Annotated in this window: 13 protein-coding genes; 8 read left to right on the top strand and 5 right to left on the bottom strand. The window is 66.9% G+C overall.

Annotated features, from left to right (window positions below; translation table 11 throughout):
* Positions 1-125: 125 nt before the first annotated feature.
* On the top strand, positions 126-1,145 hold the full coding sequence (endA, locus tag NKF06_RS14930; protein WP_253245848.1) for a tRNA-intron lyase: 1,020 nt from the start codon (positions 126-128) through the stop codon (positions 1,143-1,145).
* Positions 1,142-2,731 (top strand): tryptophan--tRNA ligase, encoded by a 1,590-nt coding sequence (locus tag NKF06_RS14925; protein WP_253245847.1) that lies wholly within the window; start codon positions 1,142-1,144, stop codon positions 2,729-2,731. The genes endA and NKF06_RS14925 overlap by 4 nt, the downstream gene beginning before the upstream one ends.
* A gap of 69 nt (positions 2,732-2,800) precedes the next feature.
* Here the strand turns inward: NKF06_RS14925 and NKF06_RS14920 are convergent, their stop codons facing one another.
* A complete protein-coding gene (locus NKF06_RS14920; RefSeq protein ID WP_253245846.1) occupies positions 2,801-3,832 on the bottom strand; it encodes an ornithine cyclodeaminase family protein in 1,032 nt (343 codons plus the stop codon).
* 91 nt (positions 3,833-3,923) lie between these two features.
* Between NKF06_RS14920 and NKF06_RS14915 the strand changes: the two genes are divergently transcribed.
* On the top strand, positions 3,924-5,108 hold the full coding sequence (locus tag NKF06_RS14915) for an FAD-dependent oxidoreductase (RefSeq protein WP_253245845.1): 1,185 nt from the start codon (positions 3,924-3,926) through the stop codon (positions 5,106-5,108).
* Positions 5,109-5,126: 18 nt separating this feature from the next.
* On the opposite strand, the gene NKF06_RS14910 is transcribed toward NKF06_RS14915, so the two are convergent.
* Positions 5,127-5,399 (bottom strand): hypothetical protein, encoded by a 273-nt coding sequence (locus NKF06_RS14910; protein WP_058827393.1) that lies wholly within the window; start codon positions 5,397-5,399, stop codon positions 5,127-5,129.
* 318 nt (positions 5,400-5,717) lie between these two features.
* Here NKF06_RS14910 and NKF06_RS14905 point away from each other — a divergent pair, with 318 nt between their 5' ends.
* The 4 genes from NKF06_RS14905 to NKF06_RS14890 all read left to right on the top strand — a co-directional run bounded on the left by NKF06_RS14905 (position 5,718) and on the right by NKF06_RS14890 (position 13,072).
* Positions 5,718-7,217, top strand: coding sequence for a phenylalanine--tRNA ligase subunit alpha (locus NKF06_RS14905; RefSeq protein ID WP_058827392.1), 1,500 nt, complete (start codon positions 5,718-5,720; stop codon positions 7,215-7,217).
* The gene (pheT, locus tag NKF06_RS14900; protein ID WP_253245844.1) at positions 7,217-8,929 is read left to right on the top strand and encodes a phenylalanine--tRNA ligase subunit beta; all 1,713 of its coding nucleotides are present in this window, start codon (positions 7,217-7,219) and stop codon (positions 8,927-8,929) included. The genes NKF06_RS14905 and pheT overlap by 1 nt, the downstream gene beginning before the upstream one ends.
* Positions 8,930-9,163: 234 nt before the next feature.
* Complete coding sequence (locus NKF06_RS14895; protein ID WP_253245843.1) at positions 9,164-10,369, top strand: PLP-dependent aspartate aminotransferase family protein; 1,206 nt, start codon at positions 9,164-9,166, stop codon at positions 10,367-10,369.
* A gap of 90 nt (positions 10,370-10,459) precedes the next feature.
* Positions 10,460-13,072 (top strand): valine--tRNA ligase, encoded by a 2,613-nt coding sequence (locus NKF06_RS14890; protein WP_253245842.1) that lies wholly within the window; start codon positions 10,460-10,462, stop codon positions 13,070-13,072.
* A 66-nt stretch (positions 13,073-13,138) separates the two neighbouring features.
* On the opposite strand, the gene NKF06_RS14885 is transcribed toward NKF06_RS14890, so the two are convergent.
* From NKF06_RS14885 to NKF06_RS14875, 3 genes are all read right to left on the bottom strand, one after another.
* The gene (locus NKF06_RS14885; protein ID WP_309142139.1) at positions 13,139-14,479 is read right to left on the bottom strand and encodes a DUF6498-containing protein; all 1,341 of its coding nucleotides are present in this window, start codon (positions 14,477-14,479) and stop codon (positions 13,139-13,141) included.
* Positions 14,480-14,573: 94 nt separating this feature from the next.
* Positions 14,574-15,629 (bottom strand): quinone-dependent dihydroorotate dehydrogenase, encoded by a 1,056-nt coding sequence (locus NKF06_RS14880; protein ID WP_253245841.1) that lies wholly within the window; start codon positions 15,627-15,629, stop codon positions 14,574-14,576.
* A 60-nt stretch (positions 15,630-15,689) separates the two neighbouring features.
* On the bottom strand, positions 15,690-15,887 hold the full coding sequence (locus NKF06_RS14875; RefSeq protein WP_004044784.1) for a hypothetical protein: 198 nt from the start codon (positions 15,885-15,887) through the stop codon (positions 15,690-15,692).
* 237 nt (positions 15,888-16,124) lie between these two features.
* Between NKF06_RS14875 and NKF06_RS14870 the strand changes: the two genes are divergently transcribed.
* Positions 16,125-16,439: a non-histone chromosomal MC1 family protein gene (locus NKF06_RS14870; protein WP_004044781.1), complete on the top strand. Its 315-nt coding sequence runs from the start codon at positions 16,125-16,127 to the stop codon at positions 16,437-16,439.
* Positions 16,440-16,773: the final 334 nt, after the last annotated feature.

Raw genomic sequence — 16,773 nt, 5'->3', positions numbered from 1 at the left:
CGCGCGGGGAGGGGGGCCGTCGCCCACTGCCCGCGACGAGCAAACGTGGCGGCGGTCCCGTTCGTCCCGCGCGCCGCGCCGTCGGCATCGCAGGCCCTTTGTCGTCGCCGCGCCCCGATTCGGGTATGCAAGGACGCCTCGAAGACGGCGTCGTCCACCTCCCGGGCGACGCTCGACAGCGGTTCCACGACTCGCGCGGCTACGGGAGACCCACCGGCGGCGACGACTTGGAGGTCGCGCCCGTCGAGGCCGCCCACATGCTCTCGCGGGACGATATCGACGGCGTGGACGGGATGGGCCTGCGCGAACTCCTCGCGCGCACCGGGACCACCCTCGATTTCGTCGTCTACAAAGACCTCCGCGACCGCGGGTTCTATCTCTCGCCCGCCCGCGAGGGCTGGCCCGGCGTGAGCGACGCCGCGAGCGCGGACTTCCTCGTCTACCCCCGCGGGAAGGGCCCGTGGGACGGCGAGGTCGAACACCGAGTCCGCGTCGTCGGCGAGCGCGAGAGCATCCCCGTCTCGTCGCTCGGGGATGTCGTCCTCGCCATCGTCGACGAGGACGGCGACCTGACCTACTTCGACACCGAGGGGTACGACCCCAAGGGGACGGCCGCGGAGGACCTCCCCGCCGACCTCGACGCGGAACTCCTCTCGGACCGCGCGCTCGTCTGGGACGGCGTCGACCGCCTCTACCAGAACGGCTTCTTCGGCCAGCGCCTGTACGGCAGAAACGCCGACAGCGGCCCGCTCCAACTGTCGCTTCTCGAAGCCGCCTACCTCGCCCGCGCCGACGCGCTCGCCATCGACGAGACCGACGTGGTCTCCCGCGGTCGCGACGTGGAGGGTGACCGGTTCGACCGCAGGCTCGCGGTCTACGCCGCGCTCAGGGGAGCCAAGACGGTCCCCAAGAGCGGCTTCAAGTTCGGCTCCGACTTCCGCGTCTACACGGAGTTCGAATCGGTGTCTGACCTCTCGCACTCCGAGTTCCTCGTGCGCGTGGTCGCGCCCGACCACACGTTCGTCCCGCGGGACCTCTCGCTCGACGTTCGCCTCGCGGGCGGTGTCCGCAAGCGAATGGTTTTTGCGCTGACCGACGACAACGGAGAGATAGACTGGCTTTCGGTCAGTCGGCTCACGCCATGACAGACGACGAACCCGCGGAGCGCATCCGCACCGATGGAGGCACAGCAGAGGGAGCAGATGACGTCGCCCTCGACCCGTGGGGCTCGTCGACCGTCTCCGACTACCGGAAGCTGTTCGAGGAGTTCGGCATCGAGGAGTTCGACGAGGTGCTCGACGAGGTACCGAACCCGCACTACCTGATGCGCCGCGGGGTCATCTTCGGCCACCGCGACTACCGCCCGGTCCTCGACGCCATGCGCGACGGCGACGACTTCGCCGTCCTCTCGGGGTTCATGCCGACGGGCGACCCCCACATCGGCCACAAGCTCGTCTTCGACGAGATAATCTGGCATCAAGAGCAGGGCGGCGACGCCTACGGCCTCATCGCGGACATGGAAGCGCACTCCGCCCGCGGCATCCCGTGGGACGAAATCAACGAGCACAGCCGCGACTACCTGCTGTCGCTCATCGCGCTCGGATTCGACCCCGAGGAGGGCGAACTCTACCGACAGTCGGATAACGACCGCCTCCAGCGACTCGCGTTCGAACTCGGCGGGAAGGCCAACTTCTCGGAGTTCCAGTCCATCTACGGCTTCGACGGCGAGACCAACGTCTCGCACATGCAGTCGGTCGTCACGCAGATGGCCGACATCCTCTACCCGCAGTTGGACGACCCCAAGCCGACGGTCATCCCGGTCGGGCCCGACCAGGACCCCCACGTCCGGTTCGCCCGCGACCTCGCCACCCGGATGCGATTCTTCAAGGTGACGGAGGCGTTCGCGAGCTTCGAACTCGACGACGCCGAGCGCCCGCTCGTCGCGGCCGCCCACGACGCCCGCGAGGAGTACGCCGAGGACGCCGATATGCCGCGGTGCGGCGAGGCGGCCGAGTGGCTCGCCGACGCCGACCTCGACGCGGCCGGCGTGCTCGTTTCCGAGTCGGTCCGCGAGTCAGCGGTCGAGAAGCTCGAAAACGCCGGGATGGAACCGCTCCGCCCGCGGATTCGATTCTTCGCCCGGCAGGCCACCGACGAGGCGTTCGAGGCGCTCATCGAGGACATCGAGGGCGAAAAGCGGCGGTACGACCAGCACATCGACGCGTTCGACATGGGCGTCGACGAGGCCGAAGACCTCGCCCGCGAGGTCGAGGCCCACCACGGCGGCTACGGCTTCATTCCGCCGTCGTCTATCTACCACCGCTTCATGACCGGCCTCACCGGCGGCAAGATGTCGTCGTCGATTCCGGCGAGCCACATCTCGCTTCTCGACGAACCCGAGGAGGGCTACGACAAGGTGAAGTCGGCGACAACCGGCGGCCGCGACACGGCCGAAGAACAGCGCGAACTCGGCGGCGAGGCCGACAAGTGCCCGGTGTACGAGCTGTACGCCTACCTGCTGACGGGCGACGACGACGAACTCGCAAAGGAGGTCTACGACGAGTGCGTCGGCGGCGAGCGCCTCTGCGGCGGCTGCAAGGAGCAGGCGGCGACGATGATGCGTGAGTTCCTCGAAGACCACCACGAAAAGCGCGAGGAGGCCGAGGAAGTCCTCGACTCGCTGGACATCGACCTCGAGACTGAGCGACGCGGCGTTGCCGCCGAACATTAGTGAGGCGGCAGTTCGTGGCGGCCGAGCACTAACGCGGCGGCCCGACCCCGACCGAAACCGCACGACCGCTCACAACCCGACTTCTTCTCCCACGCCGCGCGCGCTCGACTTCTCGTAGAGATACTCGGCGGCCGCTGCGTCGAGCACCGCAGAACCAACGCTCTCGACGACCAGAATCTCGTCGGCGCCCTCGCGCCCGGCGTCGCCCTCGAAGACGGCCGAGAGGGGAATCAGGTCGGACTCGTCGAGGCCGGCCCCGCGCGCGTCGCCGATGTCGGCGACCTCCTCGGGCACGTCGGCGAACACCCGCGCGGCCCGCTCGAACGTCTCGGCGTCGAGTTCTCGCATCTCGGGCGTGTAGGCTCCGACGGCGACGACGAGCGTTCCGGGGTCGAGCCACGAGCCGTCGAAGACGGGCGTTTCGCTGGTCGTCGCGGTGACGACGACGTTCGCACCGGAGACGGCCGCTTCAGGTGAGTCGACCGCTTCGGCGGGGAGGCCGTCCTCGCGGAGGTCGGCGGCGCACGCCTCGCGGGAGTCGCTGGGTGAGTAGACGTTCACCGACTCGACCGCGGAGCCAACGGCGACGGCGCGGCTCTGCCAGCGGGCCTGCGTGCCCGCGCCGAGGACGCCGAGTCGGACCGGGTCGGCCGCAAGGTACTCCGCGGCGAGCCCGCCGATACAGCCCGTCCGGGCGCTGGTAATCGTCGTCCCGTTGAGGAGCGCGAGCGGGAGGCCGGTCGTCGCGTCGGTGAGGACGACCTGCGCGTTCACCGTCGGAAGCCCGTGAGAGGCGTTCTCGGGATGGACGGCCGCGAGCTTCGTCGCGTACACCTCGCGGCCGTGGATGTACGCCGGCATGGTGAGGCCGGTGCCGAGCGGGTCGTCCCGCGCCGTCGCCTCCGAACCCGCGCCCGCGGTCTCCTCGCCGCCGGTCCCGTCCCGGACTCTGTCGATGTCGATGCCGACCGGGAAGTGCGGTCTCGGGGGGCGTTCGACCTCGCCGCGACCCTGCTTGACGAACGCCTCCTCGACGACCGGGAACAACTCGGAGAGCGAGAGTAACTCGCCGACGGCGTCGGCGGAGAGAATACGGACCATACCCGGAGTACTCAGCGCGGTGGCGTGAAAACATTGTGCCTCGATAGTGTGTGACAGACAAACTCATGTCGGTGGCGAATCAGACACGACCATGCACGTCCTCATCATCGGCGGCGGGGTCGTCGGGCTCGCTTGCGCCCACGCGCTGGCCGGCCGCGGGGCCGAGGTCACCGTCTGCGAGGCCGGGACGCTCGGCGGCGGCAGCACGGGCCGCGCGGCGGGCGGCATCAGAACGCAGTTCTCGACACGCGTGAACGTCGAACTCTCGCTCGCGAGCGTCCCCGTCTGGGAGTCCTTCGCGGACGACTTCGGCGTCGATATCGACTACCGGCGCTCTGGCTATCTCTTTCTCGCCCGGACCGAGGAGACCGCCGCGGCGTTCCGCGAGAACGTCGCCATGCAGACCGACGCGGGCGCGCCGAGTCGCGTCCTCTCGCCCGAGGAGGCGGCCGAGCACCTCCCGAAACTTCGAACCGAGTCGTTCGTCGCGGCGACCTTCTCTGCGGCCGACGGCGTCGCCGACCCGCACTCCGCGGTGCAGGGCTACTCGGACGCGGTCCGAGCGGCCGGCGTCGACGTTCGGACGAAGACGCCCGTGACCGACCTCACGCGCGTCGGCGACAGTGGTTCGGCCGATGCGATGTCCACTCGAAAAACCGATGGTTGGCGGGCCGAAACCCCGGATGGCTCCATCGACGCCGACGCCGTGGTCGTCGCGGCGGGCGCGTGGTCCGACCAAGTCGCTTCACTCGCCGGTATCGACCTCCCACTCGCGCCGCGCCGCCGGCAGATAGCCGTCGTGGAACCCGAGGGCGACCTTCCGGCGAACGCCCCGCTCACCATCGACCTCGACACGGGGGCGTACTTCCGCCCGGAGCGGGAGGGAACCGCCATCGTCGGCGGGCACTTCTCGGGGTCGGACCCAGACGTGGACCCCGACCGATTCGACGAGTCGATGGACGTGGAGTGGGCGGTCGAGGCGACGGAGCGGGCCGACGACGCCGCGGCCTACTTCGGTCCGGAGACGCGGATTCGAAACGGCTGGGCCGGGCTGTACGCCGTGACGCCCGACCACCACGCGATTCTGGACGCGGTCGAACCGGGTCTCGTCGTCGCCGCGGGCTTTTCGGGCCACGGTTTCCAGCACGCGCCCGCGACCGGCGAGGCCGTCGCCGACCTGTGTCTCGGCGAGGACGCCTGCGAGGTGGACGTGTCGGCGCTGTCGCTCGACCGCTTCGAGTCGGGCGAGACGCTCCGCGAGCGGAACGTCGCGTAGGAGAACTCGAACGCCGCGTTACGCGCTCATATCGACCACGGCGCGGAGTTCGCCGAGTTCGCGGACGGGATCGGCCACGTCGCGCGACGCGAGGACACGAAAGCCGGTGTCGCCCTCGTCTTCGACGACGCGGTAGGTCAGTTCGCCGTCGTCGAACTCGTAGGGCGGCGCGGCCCGGACGAGGACGGCCTCGACGTCGTCTCTGTCGTCCGGTCGGTTCGGGGGTTTGACGATGAGCGACGCCTCGTGGCCGAGGCGAATCGCCGAGAGGGTCGTGTCCAGGTCTCGCATTCTCTTCGCCGTCTCTCCGTCGGCCGGTACCAAGAACGTATCTGCGTTCGGACTGACTCGGGAGGGACGCGCAACGTTTTTACTCGGCACTCACAATCGGTCGCATATGGTATCCGAACCCAAACGCGGGACGCGAGCGAGCGAACCGACCACCGACGGGTTCGGATTTTTCTTTCTGACCGCCTGAGGTCGGCGGACTCCGACCGGGCGTCACCGCGCCCGCCGGACGAAACCGACCCCGCCGGTCGGCCCCGCCAGCGCGGCGAGGCTTCGAAACTGCTAACCGACCACCAGACGGCTAACGCCACAACGAACCAGATGCGACTTCCGGAATCACAGGTCGCGGTGTTGAACGCCGCGAGCGCTACCGACGAACGAACGATTGCACAGCTCGCGGAGGCGACGGACCAGAAGCCCGAAACGGTGACGGGCGCGGTCTTCGACCTCCGCGACGAGGGACTCGTCTCGGTCACCGAGACCACCGAGGAGTCCGTCGAACTGACCGACGAGGGCGCGGAATACGCCGAAGATGGCCTCCCCGAGGTCCGTCTCTACCGCGCCGCGCTCGACGTGGGCGACGGCGACGCGGTCCCGATGGGACAGGTCATCGGCGCGTCCTCACTCGGCGGCCCGCAGGTCGATATCGCGCTGTCGAACTTCGCGCGCAAGGGCTACGGACACATCGATTCGGGCGAACTCGCGCCCGACGCGGACGCCGACCCCGACGCCGACGAGGAGGCTGCGGCGCTCGCGGCCCTCGAATCGGGCGAGTCTGTCGACGCCGACGTGCTCGACCAACTCGAATCGCGGAACCTCGTGGTCCGCCACGAGCGCACCATCCGCGCCGTCACCCTCACCGACGAGGGCGTCACGGCGCTGATGGAGGGCGTCGAGGCGGCCGAGACGGTCGACCGCCTCACCCCCGAGATGCTCACCTCCGGCGAGTGGGAAGACGTGGAGTTCACGGAGTACAACGTCGAGGCCGACGCGCCCGAGGCCCGCGGCGGCAAAAAGCACATCCTCCGGCAGACCGCCGACCGCGTGAAAGACGTGCTCACCGGCATGGGCTTCGCCGAGATGGAAGGCCCGCACGCCGACGCGGACTTCTGGATTAACGACTGTCTGTTCATGCCGCAGGACCACCCGGCGCGCACCCACTGGGACCGCTTCGCCCTCGACGTGCCGCCGATGGAGGACATCCCCGAGGACCTCATCGACAACGTCCGCGACGCCCACCTCAACGGCGTCGGCGAGGACGGCGACGGCTACCACTCGCCGTGGTCCGAGGACTTCGCGCGGGCCATCGCGCTCCGCGGCCACACCACGTCGCTGTCGATGCGCTACCTCTCGGGCCACGAGGTCGGCGAGTTAGAGCCGCCGCAGCGGTACTTCTCGGTCGAAAAGGTGTACCGCAACGACACGCTCGACCCGACGCACCTCTTGGAGTTCTACCAGATCGAGGGCTGGGTGATGGCCGAGGACCTCTCGGTGCGCGACCTGATGGGCACCTTCGAGGAGTTCTACTCCCACTTCGGCATCACGGACATCCAGTTCAAGCCGCACTACAACCCCTACACGGAGCCGTCGTTCGAACTGTTCGGCCGACACCCCGAGACGGGCGAACTCATCGAGATTGGGAATTCGGGGATGTTCCGCGAGGAGGTGCTTCGCCCGCTCGGCGTCGAGTGCGACGTGATGGCGTGGGGTCTCGCCTTAGAGCGCCTGCTGATGCTCATGTACGGCTTCGACGACATCCGCGACGTGCACGGAACGCTGTGTGACCTCGACCTGCTCCGCGAGACGGAGGTGCTCAAGTAATGCCCGTAGTCGACGTTCAACCCGACGAACTGCGCCGCCTGACCGGCCACGAAGACAAGTCCGACGAGGAGTTCAAAGACGACCTGTTCGCGCTCGGACTGGAGTTCGAGGGCGTCACCGACGACGGGGCGTTCCAGCTCGAGTTCGGTCCCGACCGCCTCGACCGCCTGTCGGTCGAAGGCGTCGCCCGCTCGCTTCGCTACCAGTACGGCGACGCCCGCGGCGTCTCCGTGCCGAACACGAACGACCCCGACTGGACCTTCGTCGTCGACGACGACGTTCCCGACGAGCGCCCCTACGTCACGGGCGCGGTCGTCCGCGGGATCGACCTGGACGACGCGGCGCTCGACTCGCTCATCCAGTTGCAGGAGAAACTCCACGCGACGATGGGCCGCAAGCGCGCCAAGGGAGCCATCGGCATCCACGACCTGACGATGCTGAAAGGCGACGTGCTCTCGGAGAACGCCTCCGGCAACTCCATCACGTACACGGGTATCGAACCCGACGGCGACACCTTCGTCGCGCTCGACTCGAACGACGAACTCACGCCCGCCGAGGTGCTCGAACAGCACGATACCGGGCGGAAGTACGCCGACCTCGTGAGCGAATACGACCGCTACCCGGCCATCTACGACGAAATCGGCCTGTTCTCGTTCCCGCCGGTCATCAACGGCCGCCGGACCGAGGTCTCGACGGACTCCCGCGACCTGCTCGTCGAACTCACCGGCACCGACCAGTGGACCATCGACCGGATGTGCAACATCATCTGCTACGCGCTGGCCGCCCGTGGGGCGACCATCGAGGACGTCGAGGTCCAGTACGAGGAGGGAACCGTCGTCAAGCCCGACTTCGAAGTCGAGACGAAACACGTCTCTCACGACCGCATCGAGACGGTCCTCGGCGTCGAGTTGGAGCTGGACGAGGTCATCGACCTGTTCGAGCGCTCCGGCCTCGACGCGGACGCCGAACTCGGTGATGAGACCGTCTACGAGGTCTCTATCCCGCCGTACCGCGTCGACGTGCTCCACCCGCTCGACCTCGTGGACGACGTGGGCCGCGCCTACGGCTTCAACGAACTCGAACCGCGTTACCCCGACGTGGGGACGGTCGGCCAGCGCCACGAGCGCTCCCGACTCGAAGACGCCGTCCGCACCTCGCTCGTCGGCCTCGGCTTCGAGGACCTGCTCAACTTCCACATGATTTCGGAAGGAGAGAACTACGAGCGCATGGACGTCGAGGTCGGTTCCGACTCCCTCGGTGGCGGCGAACCCGCCTCCATCACCGAACCGTACAGCGAGGACTACACCATGCTTCGGACGTGGGTGCTCCCCTCGCTGACGATGGTGCTGGAGAACAACACCCACCGGGCGTACCCGCAGGACCTCGCGGAAATCGGCCACGTGGCCCACCGCGACGACGACGAGAACACCCGCGTCGCCGAGGCCCGCCACGTCGCGGCCGTCCTCGCCCGCCACGACGCGACCTACGAGGACGCGAAGGCCCGCCTCGCGGCGCTCTGCCGCGACTTCGACGCGGAACTGGAGACGCCCGCGACCGAGCATCCGTCGTTCATCGACGGCCGCACCGCCGCGGTCGTCATCGACGGCGAGGAAGTCGGCGTCGTCGGCGAACTCCACCCGAAGGTCATCGTCGACCACGACCTCGAACTGCCGGTCGCGGCGTTCGAATTCGACCTGTCGGCGCTGGCGTAGGACTTCCGGCGGTCGTTTTTGGTCCAGATTTGTGCGCGACGAGCGGCGCGAGTCGCGGAAAAAGGTTGGAGCTTCGACCTGTCGGCGTTGACACAGGAGCCGGGACAGATTTTTGAAGGTCCACGAAGCGAATTAGGATAACTATGGGTAATTCAACGCCTTCAGTAATTCTTTTCATGCATTTGGTCAGAACGCGATAGAAACCTTTAGGACGCGAGTCGTCGCGCTTCCTGTATGAACGATAATGATGTTCGTCGCGAGACGCTGGCGGTGACCCACGGCGAGCGCGGGCAGGCTCTGGCCCCGGGCGTCGAGGACGTCGTCGTTCCGGTCCACCTCTCTTCGACCTACGCGGTGCCGACCATCGACCCCGACGCGGACCTGGAGACGCTCGACCCCGACGCGGGCGAGTATCTCTACTCGCGGCTGTCTAACCCGACGCGGAACGCGCTGGAACACCGGCTCGCGGCGCTCGAAGGCGCGGACCACGCGCTGGCGTTCGTCTCCGGCACGGCGGCCATCGCGGCGACGATGACCGCGGTGGTCCGGCCGGGCGACCACATCGTCGCGTTCGAGGACCTCTACGGCGGGACGAAGACGATGCTCAACCGGCTGTTTGCCGACCGGCTGAACGTGGACGTGTCGTTCGTGGACGCCACCGACCCCGAGAACGTCGCGGCCGCGATGCGCGAGGAGACGGCGCTCGTCTGGATGGAGACGCCGACGAACCCGCTCATGCACCTCTGCGACATCGAAGCCATCGCGGCCATCGCCGACGAGGGGGACGCGGTCTTCGGAGTGGACAACACCTTCCTCAGCCCGCAGTTCCAGAATCCGCTGTCGCTCGGGGCCGACGTGGTCGTCCACAGCACCACGAAGTACCTCAACGGCCACTCCGACTCCATCGGCGGTGCGGTCGTCACCGACCGCGAGGACGTACTGGAGGAGATTACGTTTCTCCAGCGCGTCGGGATGGGGTCGATGCTCTCGCCGTTCGACTCCTATCTGACGCTCCGGGGCATCAAGACGCTCCCGCTGCGGATGCGCCAGCACGAGGCCAACGCGATGGAAATCGCCGAATTCCTCGAATCCCACGAGGCCGTGACGCGGGTGCTGTACCCGGGGCTAGAGTCCCACCCGCAACACGACCTCGCGGCGCGCCAGCAGTCCGGATTCGGCGGGGTGCTGTCGTTCGAACTCGACACCGACCTCGACGGGACCGCCGAGTTCCTCGGCGAACTCCGGGAGTTCCCGCTGGCGGTGAGTCTCGGCGGCGTCGAGAGCCTCATCGAGCATCCGGCGACGATGACCCACTCGCCGCTCTCGCAGACCGAGCGCGACGCGCTCGGCATCTCCGATTCGCTCCTCCGGATGTCCGTGGGCGTCGAGCACGTCGACGACCTTCGTTCGGACCTCGCGTCGGCGCTGTCGGTCCTGTAGGCAGTCACCGCTCTCGCGCCCGAATTCCGTTCCCTCGGGCACTTAACCGAGGCGTTTAACAGTCCGCCCGGCTGTAGGTACGCCAACGCAATGCCGAGCGGAGAATACGATCCGGAAACCGTCGAGGCGAAGTGGCAAGAGAGGTGGGTCGACGAAGACCTGTACGCGTACCCGGAGCGTGCGGTAGACCCCGACACCGTCTTCTCCATCGACTCACCGCCGCCGACGGTGTCCGGGAGCCTCCACTGGGGCCACGTCTACGGCTTCACCCTTCAGGATTTCGTCGCCCGGTTCAACCGGATGCGCGGCGACGAGGTGTACTTCCCGTTCGGTTACGACGACAACGGCATCGCGTCGGAGCTCCTGACCGAGGACGAACTCGGCATCAAACACCAGGACTACGAGCGACGCGAGTTCCAGAAGCTCTGCCGCGAGGTCACGGCGGAGTACGAAGGCGAGTTCACGGAGAAGATGCAGAACCTCGGCATCTCCATCGACTGGGACCAGACGTACCAGACGATTTCGCCCGAGGTCCAGCGCGTCTCCCAACTCTCTTTCGTCGACCTCTACGACAAGGGCCGGCAGTACCGCCAGCGCGCGCCCGCCATCTGGTGTCCCGAGTGCGAGACCGCAATCTCGCAGGTCGAGACCGAAGACGACGAGCAGGGCTCGCACTTCCACGACATCGAGTTCGGCGTGGCCGATTCCGAGGAGTCGTTCGTCATCTCCACGACGCGCCCCGAACTGCTCCCCGCCTGCGTCGCCGTCTTCGTCCACCCGGACGACGACGACAACGCCCACCTCGTCGGGCAAGAGGCAGAGGTTCCGCTGTTCGGACAGCGGGTCCCCATCCTCGAAGACGAGCGCGTCGACCTGGAGACGGGCACGGGCCTCGTCATGTGCTGTACTTTCGGCGACCAGACCGACATCGAGTGGTATCAGGCCCACGACCTGCCGCTCCGCGTCGCCATCGACGAGTCCGGCACGATGACCGAGGTGGCAGACGAGTACGCCGGTCTCTCCTCGGGCGAGGCGCGGGAAGCCATTGTCGCCGACCTCGACGACGCCGGGGCGCTCCTCGACACGCGCGCCATCACGCACACGGTCAACGTCCACGAGCGGTGTGGCACGAGCGTCGAGTTCCTCGTCAAAGACCAGTGGTACATCAAACTGCTCGACAAGCGCGAGGAGTACCTCGAAGCGGGCGAGCAGATGGACTGGTACCCCGAGAAGATGTTCACGCGGTACAAGAACTGGATCGAGGGGCTCCAGTGGGACTGGGCCATCTCTCGACAGCGCTCCTCGGGGATTCCGTTCCCCGTCTGGTACTGCGAGGACTGCGAACACGTCGTCGTCGCCGACCGCGAGGACCTGCCGGTCGACCCGCTTTCCGACGACCCGCCGGTCGACGCCTGTCCGGAGTGCGGCCACGACGAGTTCGCCGCCGAGGACGACGTGTTCGACACGTGGGCCACCTCGTCGCTCACGCCCCTCATCAACGGCGGCTGGGACTGGAACCCCGAGACGGAGGAGATGGAACTCGACCAGCCCGAACTCTACCCGTTCGACATGCGCCCGCAGGGCCATGACATCATCTCCTTTTGGCTGTTCCACACGGTCGTCAAGTGCTACGAGCACACCGGCGAGGTCCCGTTCGACAGCGTCATGATAAACGGGATGGTCCTCGACGAGAACCGCGAGAAGATGTCGAAGTCCGTCGGCAACGTCGTCTCGCCCGACGAGGTCTTAGAGAAGTTCCCGGTCGACGCCGCCCGCTACTGGGCCGCCGGGAGCGCCGTCGGCGACGACCTGCCGTACCAGGAGAAGGGCCTCGTCGCGGGCGAGAAGCTCATGCGGAAGCTCTGGAACGCCTCCAAGCTCGTCGAGAGCCTCACCGAGGACGCACCCGCCGAGTTCGACCACGACGACCTGAAGGCCATCGACCGCTGGCTGCTTGCGTCGCTCGACCGCGAACTCGAGTTCGTCACGGAGAAACTGGAGAACCGCGAGTTCTCGAAGGCGCGCGACCGCCTCCGCAGTTTCTTCTGGCACACGTTCTGTGACGACTACCTCGAAATCGCCAAACAGCGCGTCCGCGAGGGCGACGACCCCTCGGCGGCGTACACGCTCCAGACCGCCCACAAGCGGTTCCTGACCTGCTTCGCGCCCATCCTCGCGCACGTCACGGAGGAGCTATGGCGAGACATGTACGACGAGACGAGCGTCCACGATCAGTCGTGGCCCGAACCGCTCGGCCTCGACGCCGACGTGGCGGCCGGCGAGACGGCGATGGCCGTCGTCGGCGCGCTCCGCAAGTACAAAAGCGACAACCAGCTCTCGATGAACGCCCCGGTCGACCTCGTGCAGGTGTACGGCGACATCCACGGCTTCGAGGAGGACGTGAGCGGCGTCATGCACATCGAGGAACTCGAACTGCTCGACGAGGAGCCCGAAATCGAGTCGGTCGTGACCGGCGTCGACCTCGACTACTCGCTCGTCGGCCCCGAGTACGGCGCGCAGGTTCCGGACATCGAGGCCGCGCTCGAAAGCGACGACTACGAGGTCGAAGACGGCGTGATGCACGTCGCGGGCGTCGAACTCGACCCCGAGATGTTCACCATCGAGGAGTCCCGCGAGTACGTCGGCGAAGGTGACATGCTCGAAGCCGGCGACGCCATCGTCATCGTCCAGCACGCCGACTGAGGCGGCGACTCGTTCGTTTTCGTTCGCGTTCTTTTCCCGGTAGTCGGTCGCCCAGCCGATGGCTCGTCAGTCGTCGCCGCTCGGCACCGTCGTCTCGGTATCGGCCTCGGTCTCAGTTTCCGTCTCGGTCTCCGACTCGGCTTCAGCCTCAGCCTCGCCGCTGCCGTCGAAGGCGGCTCGCACCGTCGCAGCGTCTTCGACGTGAGGAACCGTCATCGGATGGTTCGCGTTCGCGTCGTCGGCGTTGACCTCCTCGGGGTCGGGGACAGTGAGTTGCACGTCCGGGCCCGTGTCCGCGTCCGTCTCGAACCGTATCGTCTCCGTGCCGAACAGGCGGTCAACAGCGTCGGTGGACACGCTGACGCCGGTGACTGCGTCGCGTTCGAGGCGGGATTGGGGTTCGCCCAACAGCGTGTCGTGAGCGACGAGTACGTCGCTGTAGCACCGGAACTCGACGGGCCCGGTGGCGAGGTAGCGGGAGGTTCCCCGGACGGCACCGAACGCGGCGGCGAGGGCGAGCGGCGCGAGCGCGACCGTCCACGCGCCGAAGAAGACGAGCGCGGCGGCGACGCCGTAGCACCACAGCACGCCGCTGGTGACCGTGTACCGGAGGCTCCGGTAGGCCGCATCGGCGAGGGCGACCGTCCTGGTTGGCGTGGTTCGATAGGTCGGCGCTCTTTTCGGTTCCTCGACCGGAACCGGTTCTATCTCCGTCTCCTCGCTCCCGTAGAGGCGGTAGAAGACGCCTCGCTTTTCGCTCCGTTCGAGTTGGAGCGCGCGGAGGTCGTAGAGGAGTTTCAGGCCGACGAGCGCCGCGAGGAACGCGACGTTATCGAACTCGACCGCGAACGGCCCGACGACGAACATCAGCAGTCCGACGGCGAACAGGAGTTTGAACGGGGGGAGGAGCACCGACCGAGGGGAGTGGTCGCGGTAGCCGCCCGCCGCGAAGTAGCCGGTGACTGTTTCGACCCCCCGTCCGACGAACACGCCCACGCCGCCCAGAAGGATTTGCCCGGCGACTTCCTCGGTGACGACCGGGTCGGTCAGGCTGAACGTGAGGAACGCGACGCCGAGTTCGAGCGGGACGAGCAGGAACGCCGCGATGAGGAACGTCGGGACGTTCCGCGGGTAGCACGGCGGAAACGGTCCGGGGAGCGAGACCGACCCCCGCTTGGCCTGTAACGGGCCGAACAGTCGGTCGCCGTCGCCGATGGCGTTGTTGGGGCGCTTCGCCGCGAAGGGTATCTTCACGAGCGTCCAGCACAGCACGGCGGCGATTTCGGCGACGAACACGCCGAAGAGCACGGTCGGAGACCAGTCGAGGAACAGGACGCCGACGGGTGCGACGGCGTTCGAGGCGAGGACCGCGAGCACGCCGGAGTCGCGAGGAGCGGGAGGTCGCACGAGTTGTCAATCGAATAGACGGAAAATCAGTCTTCGGTTCGACACCGATATGCGGGCGGTCGGTTATCGCAGTAGGCGGTCGTCGCGGGCGACGCTACAGTCCCGACCCGACGGCGTCGGCCACGTCGTCGAAGCCGTCGCGGTCGAGCAGGTCGAGGAGGCCGCGGTTGATGTCGCGGGCGATAGACGGGCCCTCGTAAATCATGCCCGTGTAGAGTTGGACCATCTCGGCCCCGGCGCGAATCTTTCTGTAGGCGCTTTCGGCGTCTGAGACGCCGCCGACGCCGACGATGGGCACGTCGGTCCGCTCGGCGATGAAGCGAATCATGTTCGTGGCCTCGGCCTCGATGGGCTTCCCGGAGAGGCCGCCGCGTTCGGCCCGGTTCGGGTTCCGCAGGGTGTCGGGCCGCGAGGTGGTCGTGTTGCTGGCGATGATGCCGTCGAGACCGAGTTCGTCGACGACTTCGAGCGCGTCCTCCACGGCGGGGTCCGGGAGGTCTGGCGAGAGTTTCACGAGAAGCGGGTCGGCACCGGCGTCGACGAGCGTCCCGAGAATCGCCTCGAGCGAGTCGCGGTTCTGCAGGTCGCGGAAGCCCTCGCTGTTGGGACACGAGACGTTGACGACGAAGTAGTCCGCGCCGTCGGCGACGCGTTCGTAGGTGTAGCGGTAGTCGTCGGGGGCCTCCTCGGTGGGCGTCACCTCCGAGAGCGCGAGGTTGACGCCGACTGGGATGTCCGGGTGAGGTCCGGCGGCGAGGCGTTCTCCGACCGCGTCCGCGCCCTCGTTGTTGAGGCCCATGCGGTTGATGAGCGCCTCGTCTTCGGGAAGGCGGAACATCCGGGGGCGCGGGTTTCCGGGCTGGGGTTCCGCGGTGACGCCGCCGACTTCCACGTGGCCGAAGCCGAGCGCCGAAAGAACGGTGGGTATCTCGGCGTTCTTGTCGAATCCGGCCGCGACGCCGACCGGGTTCGGGAAGTCGAGGCCGAACGCGTTCGTCGCGAGTCGGGAGTCGTTTACGCGGTAGCGCCGCTCTAAGAGCGGTTCGACCGGAGTGCCGCGAGCGGTCGCGAGCAGTCCGTGGATGGTCCGGTGGGCAGTCTCCGGTGGAAACGAAAAGAGGAGTGGTTTGGCGAGGTGATAGGGGTTCATTGCTGTCTGTCGTGCCTTCCGCTGGTGACGGGTCGGTTCGAGACGATACGTATCACGCGCTCAGAAGTCGTGTTCGACCTGGTCTGGGTCCGCTTTTTGGATGATGATTTTACCGTCCCGAACGCGGACGAACACCTCGTCGCCGATCTCCATTCCGGCGACCGCGAGTTCGTCTTCGTGGAGGTTGACATGGACGTTGTGGTACTCGCCGTTCTCGTCTTTGGCGCCACTCGGACTGAGCTTCTTTTTCCGGACCATCTGGGGGTCTATCCGTTGGTTCGCCGCAGGGGATACATAAGTGTTGTCTCCGTCCTCCCGGAGAGTGGTGATTTTCGCCGGAACCCGACCGTCTCGCAGCTAAGTCCGTCGCATCGTCGAGAGGTGAGTCGGCGCGTCGAACCGGTCGAGTATATAAGTAACACGGCGTCGTCGGTCGAAATTCGTCGATATATTTATCATGCGCCATGTGGTTCATTGGCATAGAGGTGGAAAATCATGGTACGCGAGGACGGTAAGCGGAACTTCGTGCTCCGAGAGGAGGACGGTACAGAGACGAGTGTGTTTTCGGGCAGCATGCCGAGACAAGCGGCGCTCAAGGCGGCCCGACGACTCGACCCCGCCGGGTCCGAAGACGACGCGAAGTCGGACGCGGTCGAGATTCGACTCCGGGAGAAGGGGACTGACAAGGTCCACATCTTCGACGCGTGGGCGTGGAACAGCAGCGCCCCCGAGGACAAGCCCGGCTGGATGGAAGGGAAGATCACCAAAGGAAACGTTTCCAAGAAAGGAATCGAGCACCTCGACGAGTAGCGCGACCGACGTTCACATTCTTATCGTGCGCACGCACGTGTAGCACCCGAGTCGTAGTGCAGTCGATACGCCTTTCAAACAGCGCCGCCAGCGTCTGCTTGCGCGACCGACACCCGGTCAGACCGAACGTACGACGCGGGGGATGACCGACCGGCCTCCAGTCGCGCGATATCTACGTTCTCGAGAGTTATCTATCTCCCCCCACGAGTCTATCATTATTTTATGAGTAATCCCGCCATGAAACCGCATGACGAAGCGCCATCGGTTCGACGGCCTTTTATGTATCCCCGGCATTCGGATTAATGCGAAGAAGCGCACGGGGGCACTCCCCCCG

The sequence above is a fragment of the Haloferax sp. AB510 genome (genome assembly GCF_024136985.1).
Lineage (GTDB): Archaea > Halobacteriota > Halobacteria > Halobacteriales > Haloferacaceae > Haloferax.
Note: the sequence above shows the minus strand (reverse complement) of the source record. Positions and strands in the feature narration are given on the sequence as shown.

What these genes read in the sequence shown, in the direction of transcription:
- NKF06_RS14915 (WP_253245845.1), top strand. Translation starts at nt 3,924, where the DNA reads ATGCACGTCCTCATCATCGGCGGCGGGGTCGTCGGGCTCGCTTGCGCC.
- NKF06_RS14880 (WP_253245841.1), bottom strand. Translation starts at nt 15,629, where the DNA reads ATGAACCCCTATCACCTCGCCAAACCACTCCTCTTTTCGTTTCCACCG.
- endA (WP_253245848.1), top strand. Translation starts at nt 126, where the DNA reads ATGCAAGGACGCCTCGAAGACGGCGTCGTCCACCTCCCGGGCGACGCT.
- NKF06_RS14870 (WP_004044781.1), top strand. Translation starts at nt 16,125, where the DNA reads ATGGTACGCGAGGACGGTAAGCGGAACTTCGTGCTCCGAGAGGAGGAC.
- NKF06_RS14875 (WP_004044784.1), bottom strand. Translation starts at nt 15,887, where the DNA reads ATGGTCCGGAAAAAGAAGCTCAGTCCGAGTGGCGCCAAAGACGAGAAC.
- NKF06_RS14905 (WP_058827392.1), top strand. Translation starts at nt 5,718, where the DNA reads ATGCGACTTCCGGAATCACAGGTCGCGGTGTTGAACGCCGCGAGCGCT.
- NKF06_RS14920 (WP_253245846.1), bottom strand. Translation starts at nt 3,832, where the DNA reads ATGGTCCGTATTCTCTCCGCCGACGCCGTCGGCGAGTTACTCTCGCTC.
- NKF06_RS14910 (WP_058827393.1), bottom strand. Translation starts at nt 5,399, where the DNA reads ATGCGAGACCTGGACACGACCCTCTCGGCGATTCGCCTCGGCCACGAG.
- NKF06_RS14890 (WP_253245842.1), top strand. Translation starts at nt 10,460, where the DNA reads ATGCCGAGCGGAGAATACGATCCGGAAACCGTCGAGGCGAAGTGGCAA.
- NKF06_RS14925 (WP_253245847.1), top strand. Translation starts at nt 1,142, where the DNA reads ATGACAGACGACGAACCCGCGGAGCGCATCCGCACCGATGGAGGCACA.
- NKF06_RS14895 (WP_253245843.1), top strand. Translation starts at nt 9,164, where the DNA reads ATGAACGATAATGATGTTCGTCGCGAGACGCTGGCGGTGACCCACGGC.
- pheT (WP_253245844.1), top strand. Translation starts at nt 7,217, where the DNA reads ATGCCCGTAGTCGACGTTCAACCCGACGAACTGCGCCGCCTGACCGGC.